16 protein-coding genes are annotated in these 14,532 nt (G+C 69.7%); 3 read left to right on the forward strand and 13 right to left on the reverse strand.

What is annotated here, in order from left to right; genetic code table 11:
- Positions 1-76: 76 nt before the first annotated feature.
- Positions 77-568: an FxsA family protein gene (locus G6N14_RS07770; protein WP_085135453.1), complete on the reverse strand. Its 492-nt coding sequence runs from the start codon at positions 566-568 to the stop codon at positions 77-79.
- Between the two features lie 78 nt (positions 569-646).
- On the opposite strand from G6N14_RS07770, the gene G6N14_RS07775 reads away from it, so the two are divergent.
- Positions 647-1,006 (forward strand): dienelactone hydrolase family protein, encoded by a 360-nt coding sequence (locus tag G6N14_RS07775; protein WP_085135352.1) that lies wholly within the window; start codon positions 647-649, stop codon positions 1,004-1,006.
- Positions 1,007-1,010: 4 nt separating this feature from the next.
- Here G6N14_RS07775 and ric read toward each other — a convergent pair whose 3' ends face one another.
- From ric to G6N14_RS07795, 4 genes are all read right to left on the reverse strand, one after another.
- Positions 1,011-1,709, reverse strand: coding sequence for an iron-sulfur cluster repair di-iron protein (gene ric, locus G6N14_RS07780; protein ID WP_085135353.1), 699 nt, complete (start codon positions 1,707-1,709; stop codon positions 1,011-1,013).
- An 82-nt stretch (positions 1,710-1,791) separates the two neighbouring features.
- A complete protein-coding gene (locus G6N14_RS07785) occupies positions 1,792-2,184 on the reverse strand; it encodes a PPOX class F420-dependent oxidoreductase (RefSeq protein WP_085135354.1) in 393 nt (130 codons plus the stop codon).
- An 86-nt stretch (positions 2,185-2,270) separates the two neighbouring features.
- Positions 2,271-2,600, reverse strand: a complete 330-nt coding sequence (locus G6N14_RS07790; protein WP_085135355.1) for a hypothetical protein — start codon at positions 2,598-2,600, stop codon at positions 2,271-2,273.
- Positions 2,601-2,743: 143 nt separating this feature from the next.
- Complete coding sequence (locus G6N14_RS07795; protein WP_085135356.1) at positions 2,744-3,493, reverse strand: decaprenylphospho-beta-D-erythro-pentofuranosid-2-ulose 2-reductase; 750 nt, start codon at positions 3,491-3,493, stop codon at positions 2,744-2,746.
- Positions 3,494-3,528: 35 nt separating this feature from the next.
- Between G6N14_RS07795 and G6N14_RS07800 the strand changes: the two genes are divergently transcribed.
- Positions 3,529-3,942 carry a F420-dependent biliverdin reductase gene (locus G6N14_RS07800; RefSeq protein ID WP_085135357.1) on the forward strand — a complete coding sequence of 138 codons (414 nt, stop codon included), beginning with the start codon at positions 3,529-3,531 and terminating at the stop codon, positions 3,940-3,942.
- Here G6N14_RS07800 and G6N14_RS07805 read toward each other — a convergent pair.
- A complete protein-coding gene (locus G6N14_RS07805; RefSeq protein WP_179960814.1) occupies positions 3,939-5,087 on the reverse strand; it encodes a M24 family metallopeptidase in 1,149 nt (382 codons plus the stop codon). The two genes, G6N14_RS07800 and G6N14_RS07805, sit on opposite strands and share 4 nt — an antisense overlap.
- A gap of 32 nt (positions 5,088-5,119) precedes the next feature.
- Here G6N14_RS07805 and G6N14_RS07810 point away from each other — a divergent pair, with 32 nt between their 5' ends.
- Complete coding sequence (locus G6N14_RS07810; RefSeq protein ID WP_085135359.1) at positions 5,120-6,082, forward strand: 5'-3' exonuclease; 963 nt, start codon at positions 5,120-5,122, stop codon at positions 6,080-6,082.
- Between the two features lie 10 nt (positions 6,083-6,092).
- Here G6N14_RS07810 and G6N14_RS07815 read toward each other — a convergent pair whose 3' ends face one another.
- The 7 genes from G6N14_RS07815 to pafA form a co-directional block, all read right to left on the reverse strand.
- Positions 6,093-6,812: a DUF4333 domain-containing protein gene (locus G6N14_RS07815; RefSeq protein ID WP_085135360.1), complete on the reverse strand. Its 720-nt coding sequence runs from the start codon at positions 6,810-6,812 to the stop codon at positions 6,093-6,095.
- Positions 6,813-6,885: 73 nt separating this feature from the next.
- A complete protein-coding gene (locus G6N14_RS07820) occupies positions 6,886-9,729 on the reverse strand; it encodes a DEAD/DEAH box helicase (protein ID WP_085135361.1) in 2,844 nt (947 codons plus the stop codon).
- Positions 9,722-10,630, reverse strand: a complete 909-nt coding sequence (gene tatC / locus G6N14_RS07825) for a twin-arginine translocase subunit TatC (protein WP_085135362.1) — start codon at positions 10,628-10,630, stop codon at positions 9,722-9,724. The genes G6N14_RS07820 and tatC overlap by 8 nt, the downstream gene beginning before the upstream one ends.
- 39 nt (positions 10,631-10,669) lie before the next feature.
- Positions 10,670-10,900 carry a Sec-independent protein translocase subunit TatA gene (tatA, locus tag G6N14_RS07830; RefSeq protein WP_085135363.1) on the reverse strand — a complete coding sequence of 77 codons (231 nt, stop codon included), beginning with the start codon at positions 10,898-10,900 and terminating at the stop codon, positions 10,670-10,672.
- A 73-nt stretch (positions 10,901-10,973) separates the two neighbouring features.
- Positions 10,974-11,933, reverse strand: a complete 960-nt coding sequence (locus tag G6N14_RS07835; RefSeq protein WP_085135364.1) for a helix-turn-helix transcriptional regulator — start codon at positions 11,931-11,933, stop codon at positions 10,974-10,976.
- Positions 11,930-12,925: a helix-turn-helix transcriptional regulator gene (locus G6N14_RS07840; protein ID WP_085135365.1), complete on the reverse strand. Its 996-nt coding sequence runs from the start codon at positions 12,923-12,925 to the stop codon at positions 11,930-11,932. Before G6N14_RS07840 ends, G6N14_RS07835 begins: the two co-directional genes overlap by 4 nt.
- Positions 12,926-13,110: 185 nt before the next feature.
- The gene (gene pafA, locus G6N14_RS07845) at positions 13,111-14,472 is read right to left on the reverse strand and encodes a Pup--protein ligase (RefSeq protein WP_109559776.1); all 1,362 of its coding nucleotides are present in this window, start codon (positions 14,470-14,472) and stop codon (positions 13,111-13,113) included.
- Between the last annotated feature and the right edge of the window lie 60 nt (positions 14,473-14,532).

Raw genomic sequence — 14,532 nt, forward strand, 5'->3', positions numbered from 1 at the left:
GCCGAGCAGCAAGGAGGTGGGACTGCCGTTCACAACGCTCACGTCGTAGAACGTACGGGTTGAGGTGGCCGGCGGATCAGGCGACCGGAAGGGCCCGCCCGCCGGTGTCGGTGACGTCGACGAATTGGGCGTCGATGTACTCGCCGTCGATGTAGTCGCCGGTGCGCCGGCTGCGGTACCACTGCCGCCCGACGGTGGCCGCGGCCACCAGCGGGGCGTGCCGGCCCAGTGCCGTGGCGGCCACCGTGCCCAACAGCGGGCGTGCGGCCGCCCGGGTCGGGGGTGCCAGCAGCAGCATGCCGGCCAGCGTGGTCACCGGCCCCGGGACCAGCACCAGCATGGTGCCGGCGGTCACCAGCCCGCTGTCGGCGAGCACGCCCGGGACGGCGGGCCGGCGCAGCCGGCGGAGCTGACGCTTGACCTGCGCGGTGGCCAGCACCAGTCCGGCCAAGCCGGTGGCGGCCAGCAGCAATGCCGTCCAGCCGAAGCCCAACGCCCAGATCATCGCGGCGATCACCGCAACCTCGACCAGGACGTAGAGACCGCAGATCCGCAGCACAGCGCTCATCATGACTGTCCAACGTCGCAGACGCCCGGGGGGTTCCAACCCGCCGCGGGGACATGCCGTGACGGCAATACTGATGCGATGACAACGATCGATGTCGAGGCACCCGAAGGACCTGTGCAGGCCCTGCTGGATGTTCCGCAGGGGTCCGGGCCGTGGCCCGGTGTGGTGCTCGTCCATGATGCGATCGGTTACGGCAGAGACATGCGGGCCGTTTCCCGGCGGGTCGCCGCCGGCGACCGGTTACGCGCCGTGGCCGAGAAGCACCACATCCCCCATGACATCAAGGTGTACCGCGACGCCGGGCACAGCTTCGCCAATCGGCTGCCGGCCCAGCCGCTGCTGCGCATCGCCGGGTACGGATACAACGAGGCCGCGGCCGCCGATGCCTGGAACCGGGTGTTCGCCTTCTTCGCCCAGCACCTGAGGCCCGGCGCCTGAGCGCTCAGTCGCGATCGCCGGCCGCGGCCAGGACCCGCGGGAACAGCACGTTGTTCTCCTTGTGCACGTGCAGGTGGATGTCGGACTCCAAGTCGGCCAGGCCGGCCAGCATCGCGGTGTAGCTGGCGCAGGCGTCCGCCGGGACCGCGTAGCCGCCGGTGAGCGCACGCAGTTCGGCCAGCAGGTCACCGCACCGATCGTGTTCGTCCTGATTGCCGGACAGCTCGGCACGCACATGGTCCGGCAGGGCCTGGTTCGGACGCCCGGCGTGCAGGCTGATCTGGGGAAACAGCAGGGTCTCCTCGCGGCGCAGGTGCGACTCCATCTCTTCCCGCAGCCTATGGAAGACCTCGCGGACGCCGATCAACTCGCCGTGCCGGGGGCCGTGCACCCGCGCCACTTTGGCGACCAACTCGGTCAGCCGGGGGAACTCATCCCACAGGAACCGGTGGTGGGTGCTGACGATATGGGCGATCAGCGACACATCGTCGTAGCCGGCCCAGTCGGCCGGCCGACCCGGTTCGCCGGCGTTGAGTGCCGCCAGCAGTTCACCGGCATCGACTCCGTCGGCGGCACATGCATCGGCCAGGCGACGCCGGCCGTGGCAGCAGAAGTCGATCCCGAAACGGCTGAGGATGCGGGTGGTCGACGGATCGGCGGTGACGATGTCGCCGAGAATCTGCTCTCCCGTGTAGGCGGCCATGGAAGTCCTCACCGTCGGTGTCCGGTCCCCCGGAGCCAGTTTAGATGAACACAGTCCACTATATATGGCGGGTGGTCGCCGGCTACGCGGTGGCGTCGCCCGGGGTCAGTGCCAGACCGACGTTGGTGCGCATGCCGCCTCGCAGCTTGCTGAAGAGGGTGAACACCCGGCCGAAGAGCTTGTAGCGCTTGCCGATCGCGTCGTAGACCTCACCGGTGTGCGACTTGTCCAAGACGGTGGCAACGGCCTCGACGGCCTCGCCTTTGGGGCGGCCACGGACGTCGCATTCCGCCAGAGTGACGCGCGGGTTGTTACGAATCCGCTTGACCTTCCAGGAGGATTCCTGGGTGATGACCAACAGGCGGTCGCCGTCGGGCGCGGCCCATACCGGAGTCGGTTTGGGACGACCGTCTTTGGTGAAGGTGGTCAGGAGCAGATACTCAGACTTGGCGATCTGGGCGAAAGTGGGTGCCATGACCGCGAACCTACCCCCCGAGCAGCTCCCACGCCCGTAGCCGGGGCGCGGGCGGCTCGTGCGCCGGACGCCGCGTTGCTTGGCCGCTAGAGCGGCGGGCTGCTGGGGAGCGGGGCCAGGTCGGCGAACCTGGGCACCTCGGATTTCCCGGATTTGACCGGCACCTCGCCGTCCATGAAGTCGGCGACGGCATCGAAGGTGATCAGTCCGTAGCGGACCAGCAGATCGACCGCGTTCAGCCCGAAGTGGGTGGCGACCCGGATCAGGTTGTCGGCGGTGATCAGACGCCCTTCGTGGGCTGCCTTGTAGTAGGCCGACTTGCGATAGCCGAAGGCCTCATATACCTCCGTCGCCGGCAGCGGCCTACCGACCAGGTAGGGCAACACGACCGACGGATCTTTCTTACGATCGTCCATGTTTTTACACTCTAGTCTGTTCAAGGGGGAAAGAACAGGAAAGTGTATTGCGGTTCTGCGCGATTTCCCCCAGGCCGGCAACGTCGGACTCCGAGATATCCTACGTATCGCACGGTACCGGCCGCGAACCGGCCTGCGCCGCATTAACGCGGCATTCTGCGCCACACCGTCTGCGGCAGCAGTCGCAGCCCGGCGAACAGTGGCTGCAGCGCCCACGGCACCCACACCGTGCGTCGGCCCTTACGCAGTGCCCGGGCCGCCGCGTCTGCCACCTGGGGCGCCGTGCTGGCCAGCGGTGCCGGACGCATCCCCGCCGTCATCCGGCCGACGACGAATCCCGGGCGCACAACCAACAGGCGCACCCCCGTGCCGTGCAGTGCGTCGGCCAATCCGGCGGCAAAGCCGTCGAGGCCGGCTTTGGCCGAACCGTAGACATAGTTGGCCCGGCGTACCCGCACACCCGCCACCGAGGAGAACACCACGACGCGGCCCCGGCCGGCGGCGCGCATCGCCGAGGCCAGGTGGGTGAGCAAGCTGATCTGAGCGACGAAGTCGGTGTGCACGACAGCCACCGCATGTGCGGCGTCGGACTCCGCGCGGGCCTGATCCCCCAGGATCCCGAAGGCCAGCACGGCGGTCCCGATCGGGCCGTGTTCGGCGATCAGCGACTGCACCAGCGGGCCGTGCCCGGCCAGATCGTCGGCGTCGAACTCCACCGGATGCACCGCGACCGCCCCCGCGGCACGCACCACCGCGATCTCGGCGTCGAGCCGGTCGCTGGATCGGGCCGCCAGCACCACCGTGGCCCCCGGCGCGAGCCGCTTCGCCAGCTCGATGCCGATCTCACTGCGGCCCCCGAAAATCACCACCGGCCCGTCAACCGTGTCGTTCACGGCTGTGATTATCACCTGCGCTAGCGTGGGCGACGATGGCGAACGCGACTACCCGACTGACCAGCGATGCGTTGGCGTTTCTCACCGAACGTCACCTGGCGATGCTGACTACCCTGCGGACCGACAACTCGCCGCACGTGGTGGCCGTGGGCTTCACCTTCGATCCGAAGACCCACATCGCCCGGGTGATCACCAGCGGGGGTTCGCAGAAGGCCCTCAACGCCGAACGTGCCGGGATCGCCGTGCTGAGTCAGGTGGACGGCGCGCGCTGGTTGTCCCTGGAAGGCAGCGCGACGGTCAATGACACGCCGGCCGCGGTTCGCGACGCCGAACTGCGTTACGCCCAGCGGTACCGCACGCCGCGGGTGAACCCGCAACGCGTGGTGATCGAAGTCCAGGTGGAGCGGGTCCTGGGTTCTTCCGACCTGCTCGACCGCGGCACCCGCTAGCCCTGCGGTGACCGCACCGGGACCACCACCAGGTCATGCGGCCGGTGGTTCAGGGGCTCCACCCCGTCGGCGGTGACGATCACGATGTCTTCGATACGGGCACCCCATGCGCCGGGAAAATAGATTCCGGGTTCGACCGAGAACGCCATGCCCGGCCGAAGCTGCTCGGCATTGCCGGCGACGATGTAGGGCTCTTCGTGCACCGAGAGGCCGATACCGTGTCCGGTGCGGTGCACAAAGTATTCCGCCAGGCCCGCCTCGGCCAGTACGTCGCGCGCCGCGGCGTCGACCTGCTCGGCGCTCACTCCCGGTCGAACACTGGCCACCGCGGCGCGCTGCGCCTGCTGTAGCACCGAATAATTTTGTGCGACAACCGGATCAGGCTCACCGATGCTGTAGGTCCTGGTCGAGTCGGAATGGTAACCCGGCTCAACCGGACCGCCGATGTCGATGACGACGATATCGCCGGCTTGAAGTTCCCGGTCCGAGCACTCATGGTGCGGGTCGGCGCCGTTGGGACCCGAGCCCACGATCACGAAAGCCACCTCCGAATGCCCTTCGGCCAGGATCGCCGCGGCGATGTCGGCGGCGACATCGGCTTCGGTGCGGCCGGGCACCAAGAACTCCGGCACCCGGGCGTGCACCCGGTCAATGGCCGCACCGGCCTTGCGCAGGGCATCGATCTCGCTGGGGTCCTTGACCATTCGCAGCTCACGAAGGACCGCGGTCGCCAAGATGGGGGTGGCGCCGAGCACGTCGGCCAGCGGCAGCAGGTGCAGGGCCGGCATCGAATCGGTGACCGCGACCACCGCCCCCGCACCTGCCGCACCCAGCGCTTCGCCCACCATCCGGTAGGGGTCTTGGCCGTCGACCCAATCACGCACCGCCACGCCCAGATCGGCCACCGCGGACTCACGGAGCGCCGCCAGTTCCAAGCGCGGCACCACGATGGTGGGCGGACCGGATGCCGGGAGCACCAGGGCGGTCAGGCGCTCGAAAGTCTGAGCCCGCGACCCGATCAGGTAGCGCAGGTCGTAACCGGGGGTGATCACCAGCCCGGCCAGCCCGGCATCGGCGGCGGCGGCAGCCGCGGCGGACAATCGGTGGGCGTAAACGCTGCTGTCGAACCGGGAAGTCACGCACACCAGGCTAACCGGAGGCAAATAGGCTGGCACGCATGACTGCTCCCGTGCTGCTGCTCGACGGTGCCAGTATGTGGTTCCGTTCCTACTTCGGGGTACCGTCCTCGATCACTTCACCCGACGGACGGCCGGTGAACGCGGTGCGCGGCTTCTTCGACTCGGTGGCCACCCTGATCACCCGCCAGCAGCCCGCGCGGCTGGTGGTCTGTCTGGATCTGGACTGGCGGCCGCAGTGGCGGGTGGACCTGATCGACTCCTACAAGGCCCATCGGGTGGCCGAGGAAGTCCCCGGCGACGCCGATACGCCCGATGTCGAGGAGGTTCCCGACGAGCTGAGCCCGCAGGTGGAGATGATCGGCGAGTTGCTGGACGCGTTCGGGATCGCCACCGGCGGCGCGCCGCACTACGAAGCCGACGATGTGCTGGGCACCTTGGCGGCGGCCGAGCGAAGCGCCCCAGTGGTCGTCGTCAGCGGCGACCGCGACCTCCTGCAGGTGGTGGCCGTCGAGCCCGTCGAGGTCTCGGTGCTCTACCTGGGCCGCGGATTGGCACGGGCGACCCTGTTCGGCCCGAACGAGGTGGCACAGCAATACGGTTTGCCGGCCGGCCGCGCCGGGGCCGCCTACGCCGAGATGGCCCTGCTGCGCGGAGACCCCTCCGACGGGCTGCCGGGGGTGCCCGGCATCGGTGAGAAGACCGCGGCTGCGCTGTTGACCCAGTACGGATCGCTGGAAGCGGTGCTGGCCGCGGCCGACGACGCGCAGTCCGCCATGGCCCGAGGTGTTCGGGCCAAGCTGCAGGCGGCGCGGGACTACATCGCCGCCGCAGCACCGGTGGTACGGGTGGCCACCGATGCCCCGGTCACACTGTCCACGGCCTCGGACATCCTGCCGCGCGCGGCCGCCGACCCGGCGCGAGTCGCCGAACTGGCGGCGCACCTGGGGGTGGGATCCTCGATCGCCCGCCTGCAGCGGGCGCTCGACGCGTTACCGGACTGAACCGCCGGCGCTACTTGGGCCGACCGACCTCGTAGGTGCCCGAGTTGTCCTGGAAGGTGACGGTCACCTGGCGTTTGGTGCCGTCGATGCTGACCTCGCAGGTGAAGGTGTCGCCCTGCTTGACCACCGGGCTCTGTCCGTTGTTGCACCGGACGTCCTTGACGTTCTTCGCGCCGTAGCCGTTGGTCTGGTCGGCCAGGATCTGCTGCACGCCCTCCTGGGCCTTGTCGATGTCGAGCTTGGTGGTCACGAAGAAACCGGGCTTCCAGAAACCCAGCACCAGCAGCACCAGCACTGCGATGGCGACGGATGCGGCGAGCGTGCTGCCGACCACCGCGGACGGGCGCTTGGTGGCGGTCCCCGGCGCGGGGAACTGGCCCGGCTGCGGCGGGTACTGACCGTAGGGAGCAGCCGGCTGACCGTACGGGCCGGGCTGGCCGTACTGACCGTAGGGAGCAGCCGGCTGACCATAGGGGCCGGGCTGCCCGTACGGAGCCGGAGCCGGCTGACCGTACTGTTCGGGCTGCGGGTAGCCGGGATACTGCTGCGGCGCCGACGGATAGCCCTGCTGAGGGTATTGCGGGTACTGCTGCGGCGTGTAGGCCGGAGGCTGCCACTGCTGCTCGGCGCCGGTTGCGGGACCCTGCCCGGTGCCCGGCTGGTCCTCGGGCTGGCCAGGCTGCGGAGGCTGCCACGGTTGCGTGGGGTCGTATCCCTGCGGTCCGCTCATCGTTGTTCCTCAAGTCCTCTCACGTAGCGGGTGCTGATCACCGCCGGCTCTCCACCGTAGCGCCCGGACAAGCCTACCCGGCGTCAACGGCAACAACCCCGCGTAAAACCGTGTCGATCGCCTGTTTTGCGGTGGCCCGCAGTTCCGGATTGGGCGCGGCGTTGCGCAACTGGTCCAGCAGGTCGAGTACCTGGCGGCACCAGCGGACGAAGTCCCCCGCCGACAACGGCGAAGCGCTGCCCGGCCCGCGTGCGTTGTCGCTGGCGGCCAGCGCCGACGCCAGATCCCCGGTGCGGGCCCAGCGGTAGACCGCGGCGACGAACCCGTCATCGGGTTCCCGGGTGGGGTTGATGCCGTGGCGGCGTTCGTCGGCCCGCAACGCCGCCGACAGCTTGCGGGTCTGCTGCAGGGCCCGGCGCACCGGCTCGGTGGGCGCCTGCAGGCTGGGCGGTCCGCCCGGCCCGTCCGCACCGCGGGTCTCATAGAGCACCGCCGAGACTACCGCCGCCAACTCGGCGGGCTTGAGGCTGTTCCAGGCGCCGGTCCGCAGGCATTCGGCCACCAAAAGGTCGCTCTCGCTGTAGATCCGGGCCAGCATCCGGCCGTCGTCGGTGACCTGCGGGGCGGGTGATGCCGGCTGGCCGGGGTCATCGCTGTCCGGCTCCGGTGCGCCGCCGGGCGGGCCGATGAATCCGCGCTCGGTCAACAGCCCGACGATCCGGTCGAAGGTGCGCGCCAGCGAATTGGTGGCGGCCTCGACCTTCCGGCGCAGCTGCGCGTTGTCGGCCTCCACCCGCAGGTAGCGTTCCGCGGCACGCACTTTAGCGTCGCGATCCGGCATCTGGTGCACCGGATGGTCGCGCATCCGCTGGCGCAGCGCCGCCAGTTCCGGATCGCCCGGTGCATCCTCGGCGCCCGCGCCCCGGCGGCTGTGCCCGGTGGGCACGGGCAGTCCTGCGGCAGCCGAGCGCAGCGCCGAGGCCAGGTCGCGGCGGACCCGCGGCTGGCGATGTTCCACCCGCTTGGGCAGGCTCATCGTGCCGATCGGCGCGATGGCACCGGAATAGTCCGCTGAGGAGATCCGGCCCGCCCAGCGATGTTCGGTGAGCACCAGGGGGCGCGGTTCGTCGGAGTCGCGGTCGGCCGCCAGCACCACCGCCAGTCCGCCGCGGCGGCCATGGGTGATGCTGATGATGTCGCCGCGGCGCAGCGCCGCCAGCGCCGCGCCGGCCGCCTGCCGCCGGGCCACCCGGGAGGCGCGGGCCTGGACGCGTTCGCGTTCGGAGATCTTTGCGCGCAGCCGGGCGTAGTCGAGCACCGCCGAGTCGCGTCCCCCGAACTCCGCGGCGATCTCGTCCAGGGTGCGCTCACCGCGTTCGGCGCTGCGCACCAGTCCGACCACCGACCGGTCGGCCTGGAACTGCGCGAAGGACTGCTCCAACAGCTGGTGGGCCTGCTCGGGCCCCATGTGCTGGACCAGATTGATGGTCATGTTGTAGGACGGCGCGAAGGAGCTGCGCAGCGGGAAGGTCCGGGTGGAGGCCAGCCCGGCGACCTGGTCGGGGTCAGTGGTGCTGTCGGCGGGATGCCACATCACCACCGCATGGCCTTCGATGTCGATGCCGCGCCGGCCGGCCCGGCCGGTCAATTGGGTGTACTCCCCCGGCGTCAGCGCGGCGTGCTGCTCGCCGTTGAACTTCACCAGCCGTTCGAGCACCACGGTGCGGGCCGGCATGTTGATGCCCAGGGCCAGTGTTTCGGTGGCGAAGACAGCCTTGACCAGACCTGCGGCGAACAGTTCTTCGACGGTGTGGCGAAACACCGGCAGCAGTCCGGCGTGGTGGCCGGCCAGGCCGCGCAGCAGCCCCTCCCGCCATTCGTAGTAACCCAGGACATCCAGGTCGTCGTCGGCCAGGTCGCCGCAGCGGTGGTCGATCACCTCGGCGATCCGGGCCCGTTCGGACTCGGTGGTGAGTCGCAGTGGCGAACGCAGGCACTGCTTGACCGCGGCGTCGCAGCCGGCCCGGGAGAACACGAACGTGATCACCGGCAGCAGGCCCGCGGAGTTCAGCACCGCGATGACGTCGGGGCGCATGGGCATCCGGTAGCCGGACCGGTCCGGCCGGCCCGATCCCGCACCCCGGTGCCGGCGAGTGCTGCCCCAGTCGGTGAGCCGGTCGGCCTCCCGGCGATGGGCGATGTGGCGCAGCAACGTGGGGCTGACCCGGGGCCGGCCGCCCGACGCCGGCGCCGTGGCATCCGGCGGCGATTCGAACAGATCGAACAGCCGCTTGCCGACCATCATGTGCTGCCACAACGGAACCGGGCGGTGCTCGTCGACCACGACGGTGGTGTCGCCGCGCACGGTCTGGATCCAGCCGCCGAACTCCTCGGCGTTGCTGACCGTCGCCGACAGGCTGACCAGGCGCACCTCTTCGGGCAGGTGCAGGATGACTTCCTCCCACACCGCGCCGCGCATCCGGTCGGCCAGGAAGTGCACCTCGTCCATGACGACATGGGACAGGCCCTGCAGGGCGGGCGAATCCGCGTACAGCATGTTGCGCAGCACCTCGGTGGTCATCACCACAACCGGCGCGCCTGCGTTGATCGACAGATCGCCGGTCAACAGCCCCACCCGATCCTTGCCGTAGCGGGCCACCAGGTCGGTGTGCTTCTGATTGCTCAGCGCCTTGATCGGCGTGGTGTAGAAGCACTTGCCGCCGCCGGCCAGGGCCAGGTGCACCGCGAACTCGCCGACGACGGTCTTGCCGGCGCCGGTGGGGGCGCACACCAGCACGCCCCGACCGTCTTGCAGGGCCGCACAGGCCCGGCGCTGGAAGCCGTCGAGCCCGAAGGGCAGCTCGGCGGCGAACCGGCTCAGCTCGGAGGGCCCCGACGTGTCAGGCGGGCTAGTCATGCGGCGCGGCGACCGGTGTGGGCGCTTCGATGGGTGAAACCTCGTCGTCGGCCAGCGCGGTGGCCGCCTCCCGCCGGGCCTTGCGCCGGTCGTGCAACCGGGCGATCTGAATGGCGAATTCCTGCAGCAGGGTCAGGGTGCAGCCCAGCACGATCATCGAGAACGGGTCGGAGCCCGGAGTGAAGAAGGCGGCGAACACGAACATCGAGAAGATCAGCCCGCGCCGCCATTCCTTGAGCCGGTCGTAGCTCACCACGCCCACCATGTTCAGCATCACGATCAGCAGCGGGAACTCGAAGCTGATCCCGAACACCACCAGCAGGTTCAGCAGGAACCCGAAATAGCGGTCGCCCGACAACGCGGTCACCTGGACGTCGCTGCCGACGGTCAGCAGAAAACCGAGGGCTTTGGACAGCACCAGGTAGGCCAGGATGGCGCCGGTGACGAACAGCACGGCCGCCGACACCACGAAGGCCACCGCGAAGCGCCGCTCCTTGCGGTACAGACCCGGGGTGATGAAGGCCCACAGCTGGTAGAACCAGACCGGGCAGGCCAGCACGATCCCGGCGGCCAGCCCGACCTTGAGCCGCAGCATGAACTGATCGAACGGCGCGGTGGCCAGCAGTCGGCATTGCCCGTCGGGCCCGATCGCCGCCCGCGAGGAGGCCGGCAGCTCGCAGTACGGGTGGCGCAGCCACTCGCCGAGGCTTTCCAGGCCGAAGAGCGGCTGGGTGTACCAGATGAACCCGACGATCGTGGTGACCACGATCGCGGCCACCGAAATCAGCAGCCGGGTGCGCAGTTCCCGCAGGTGGTCGACGAGCGACATCGTCCCGTCGGGATTGGTCCGGCTGCGGCGCTGACGCGGATCCAGCCGCCGCAGAACACCGAGTGTGCGCACAGTCGAAGGGGACGCGGTCGCCGCGACGGCGGGACCGGGCTACGCCGACGGACCGCCGGCCGCCGGCGGGTCGACCCGCTCGGACGCGACGGTAGTCGAGGTGGCGGTCGAATCCGGCTTGCTCTCGTTCTGCAGCTCGCGCACCTCGGACTTGAAGATGCGCAGCGACTTACCCAGCGAGCGAGCCGCATCGGGCAGTCGCTTGGCGCCGAACAGAACGATCACGGCGACGGCGAGGATCGCCAGGTGCGACGGCGCTAAAGCGTTCACTTTGGTTACCTCCAGACGTCGCCACGATGCTACCGCAGGACCGCAGGTCGGCCTGCGGTGTGCGCCCCGGCCGCTATGCGGTGTCGGCGCCGGTGGCAGCGTAGGCGGCCACGGCGCCCAACGCGGCGTCGCGCACCGCGGCGGCCAGGGACTGCGGCGCCATCACCTGCACCTCGTCGCCCATGCCCAGCAGCAGCCGGGTCAGCCAGTCCTCGGAGGCGTAGGTCAACTGCGCCTCACGCCAGCCGTCGGGCAGCTCCGCGAGAGTCTGCATCGGGTAGTACTCGAACATCCACGCCGCCGACGGCGCCACGCGCACCACGGCCACCGGCAGCGCCGGGTCGGCGTCGAACAGCGAGGTGTCGGTCTCGGCCTTCCGTGCCGGTTCCGGCGGTGCGGACGGCTCGTCGAGCAGCTGGGCGCCGTCCATGCGGTCGAAACGGAACAACCGCACCCCCTCGGCCTCCCGGCACCACGCCTCCAGGTAGCTGTGCGCGCCGATCAGCACCACCCGGATGGGATCCACGGTCCGGTGCGACAGGCTGTCCCGGGAGGCTGCGTAGTAGTCGATGGCCAGGGCGCGCTGACGCCGCACGGCGTCGCGGACCACATCGGCGGCGGACTCGTCGTGGGCGGGGGTGGCCGGCGCCGCCGGGGCCGCGGCCCCGGCGGCCTCCTCGATCTTGGCGATGGCGCTGCGGGCCGCCTGGGGGTCGACGATGCCAGGCATGTCCACCAGGGCGCGCAAGGCCATCAACATGGCCGTCGCCTCCCGGGATGTCAGCCGCAGCGGCCGATCCACTCCCGCGGACTCGAACACGTCCAGGCGGTCGTCGTAGAACGTCACGTCGATCAGCTCACCGGGGTCGTATCCCGGCAGGCCGCACATGACCAACTGCTCCAGGTCGCTCTGCAGCTGGCTCAGGCTCACGCCGAGCTCGGCGGCGGCCTGCGCCTTGCTGATCCCGGGGCGGGCCTTCAGATACGGCACCATGTTGAGCAGCCGGACCAGACGTTTCGACAGCTGCGTCATACGGGCACCTCCCCCAAGTGGGCACGAAGCCGCGCCACGACGTCGTCGCGCAGCGTCGGCGGGTCCAGGACCACCGCGTCAGCCCCGTACCCGGCGATCTCGCGGGCCAGCCTGTCGTGGGTGCCGATGTCGACGCCGATCACGTCGCCGTCGCGGCCGCCCAGCGCCTGGCGCGCCAGCACGGTGCCGGTCCGGCGCAGCGCGACGGCGCGACCGTCGGCGACCCAGATGCGCGCCTGCAGTCCGCTGGGCGCGTCGCCGACGGCGTCCGCGACGATCCCGCGCAGGTCCGCGTCGTCGGGCCGGGTGACGGCATCGGCGGGACCGATCGGCCGCACCTGCGGGGCGATCCTCGACAGCCGGAAGGTGCGGACCGCGTCGCGGTCGCGGTCGTGGCCCACCAGGTACCAGCGACCGGCGTGGGTGACCACGCCCCACGGCTCGACCGTGCGGACGGTGTAGGGCTCAACCGGTGAGGGGCGGTGCTCGAACTGGACCGCCTGGCCGGCCTGGACGGCATCCATCAGGGCGCCCAGGGCCGGTTCGGATCGATGGATTCCCGGCAGGGCCGACGGTGCGGCCACCAGCACGTCGGCGCGGCCCTGGTCCACTTCGACCCCGGCGGCGCGCAGCTTGGCCACCGCGCCCTCGGCATTGGCGCGCAGTTCCGGCGACTGCCACAGCTGAACCGCCACGGCGACCGCGGCGGCTTCGTCGCGGGTCAAGTCGATGGGCGCAAGCGCGTAGGTGTCGGGGTTGATGCGGTATCCCTCGACGGTGTCGAACGCCGAGGCTTTGCCGGTCTCCAGCGGTATGCCCAGGTCACGGAGCTCGTTCTTATCCCGTTCGAACATCCGCGAGAACGCCTCGTCGCTGGAGCTGTCGCGGTAGCCCGCCACGGTGGCCCGGATCTTCTCGGCGGTGAGGTAGCTGCGGGTGGCCAGCAACGCAATGACCAGATTGAGGAGTCGCTCGACTTTGGCGGTCGCCATGACAAGAGAGGATATGCCTCGACGGGCGTTCGGTAGTTCAGAAGTGCTCGGCGGGGGCGCATGTCCTGCCGGGAAACTCCCAGCAACTGCATTGGCAGTCGAAGAATTGCGGGTCGCCGGACGGCGGTTCGGCCGGTGCGGCCCCCGCCGCGAGGAGCGCGGTCAGGTGGTGGGCGGTGGCCGCCTCACATGCTGGCGATCAGCCGCTTGACCCGCTCGTCGACCGACCGGAAGGGGTCTTTGCACAGCACGGTGCGCTGCGCCTGGTCGTTGAGCTTCAGATGTACCCAGTCGACGGTGAAGTCGCGGCCCGCTGCCTGTGCGGCACTGATGAATTCGCCACGCAGCTTGGCGCGAGTGGTCTGCGGCGGGGTGTCGACGGCCTCGTCCACTTCCTCGTCGGTGGTCACGCGGGCGGCCAGTCCTTTGCGCTGCAGCAAGTCGAACACCCCGCGTCCGCGCTTGATGTCGTGATAGGCCAGGTCCAGCTGGGCGATCTTCGGATCCGACAGTTCCATGTTGTAGCGATCCTGGTAGCGCTGGAACAGCTTTCGCTTGATCACCCAGTCGATTTCGGTGTCCACCTTGGCGAAGTCCTGGGTCTCGACGGCGTCGAGCTGGCGGCCCCACAAGTCGATGACCTGGTCGAGCTGCGGGTTGTTGGCCGCCCGGGTCTGCACATACTCCACGGCCCGCCCGTAGTACTCGCGCTGAATGTCCAGCGCACCGGCCTGGCGCCCGCCGGCCAACCGGACCGGCCGCCGGCCGGTGACGTCATGGCTGACCTCCCGGATCGCCCGGATCGGGTTGTCCAGCGAGAAGTCCCGGAAGGACACCCCGGCTTCGATCATCTCCAGCACCAGCGCCGCACTGCCCACTTTGAGCAGGGTCGAGGTCTCGGACATGTTGGAGTCGCCGACGATGACGTGCAGGCGCCGGTATTTCTCGGCGTCGGCGTGCGGCTCGTCGCGGGTGTTGATGATGGGCCGGGACCGGGTGGTGGCGCTGGAAACGCCTTCCCAGATGTGCTCGGCGCGCTGGGACAGGCAGAACGTGGCGGCCTTGGGGGTCTGCAGCACCTTGCCTGCGCCGCAGATCAGCTGCCGGGTCACCAGGAACGGCAGCAGCACGTCGGAGATCCGGGAGAACTCCCCCGCTCGCACGATGAGGTAGTTCTCATGGCAGCCGTAGGAGTTGCCGGCGGAGTCGGTGTTGTTCTTGAACAGGTAGATGTCGCCGCCGATACCCTCGTCGGCCAGCCGCTGCTCGGCGTCGATGAGCAGGTCTTCGAGCACCCGTTCGCCGGCGCGGTCGTGCGTGACCAGCTGGATCAGGTTGTCGCACTCCGCGGTGGCGTACTCGGGATGACTACCGACGTCGAGATACAACCGAGCCCCGTTGCGCAGGAACACGTTCGAGCTGCGACCCCACGACACGACCCGGCGGAACAGGTAACGCGCGACCTCGTCCGGTGAGAGGCGTCGATGGCCATGGAAGGTGCAGGTGACACCGAACTCGGTCTCAATCCCCATGATTCTGCGCTGCACGTCATCGAGCGTACTGGTTGTGCCTGCGCAACGGGGTCAGACAGGCTGGTGGCGTGCCGC

The sequence above is a fragment of the Mycolicibacter hiberniae genome (assembly GCF_010729485.1).
GTDB classification, from domain to species: domain Bacteria; phylum Actinomycetota; class Actinomycetes; order Mycobacteriales; family Mycobacteriaceae; genus Mycobacterium; species Mycobacterium hiberniae.

Coding starts and splice junctions, on each gene's coding strand:
- G6N14_RS07835 (WP_085135364.1), bottom strand. CDS start 11,933: ATGACGCAGCTGTCGAAACGTCTGGTCCGGCTGCTCAACATGGTGCCG.
- G6N14_RS07810 (WP_085135359.1), top strand. CDS start 5,120: ATGACTGCTCCCGTGCTGCTGCTCGACGGTGCCAGTATGTGGTTCCGT.
- G6N14_RS07800 (WP_085135357.1), top strand. CDS start 3,529: ATGGCGAACGCGACTACCCGACTGACCAGCGATGCGTTGGCGTTTCTC.
- G6N14_RS07815 (WP_085135360.1), bottom strand. CDS start 6,812: ATGAGCGGACCGCAGGGATACGACCCCACGCAACCGTGGCAGCCTCCG.
- G6N14_RS07775 (WP_085135352.1), top strand. CDS start 647: ATGACAACGATCGATGTCGAGGCACCCGAAGGACCTGTGCAGGCCCTG.
- G6N14_RS07820 (WP_085135361.1), bottom strand. CDS start 9,729: ATGACTAGCCCGCCTGACACGTCGGGGCCCTCCGAGCTGAGCCGGTTC.
- G6N14_RS07840 (WP_085135365.1), bottom strand. CDS start 12,925: ATGGCGACCGCCAAAGTCGAGCGACTCCTCAATCTGGTCATTGCGTTG.
- G6N14_RS07785 (WP_085135354.1), bottom strand. CDS start 2,184: ATGGCACCCACTTTCGCCCAGATCGCCAAGTCTGAGTATCTGCTCCTG.
- ric (WP_085135353.1), bottom strand. CDS start 1,709: ATGGCCGCCTACACGGGAGAGCAGATTCTCGGCGACATCGTCACCGCC.
- G6N14_RS07770 (WP_085135453.1), bottom strand. CDS start 568: ATGAGCGCTGTGCTGCGGATCTGCGGTCTCTACGTCCTGGTCGAGGTT.
- G6N14_RS07790 (WP_085135355.1), bottom strand. CDS start 2,600: ATGGACGATCGTAAGAAAGATCCGTCGGTCGTGTTGCCCTACCTGGTC.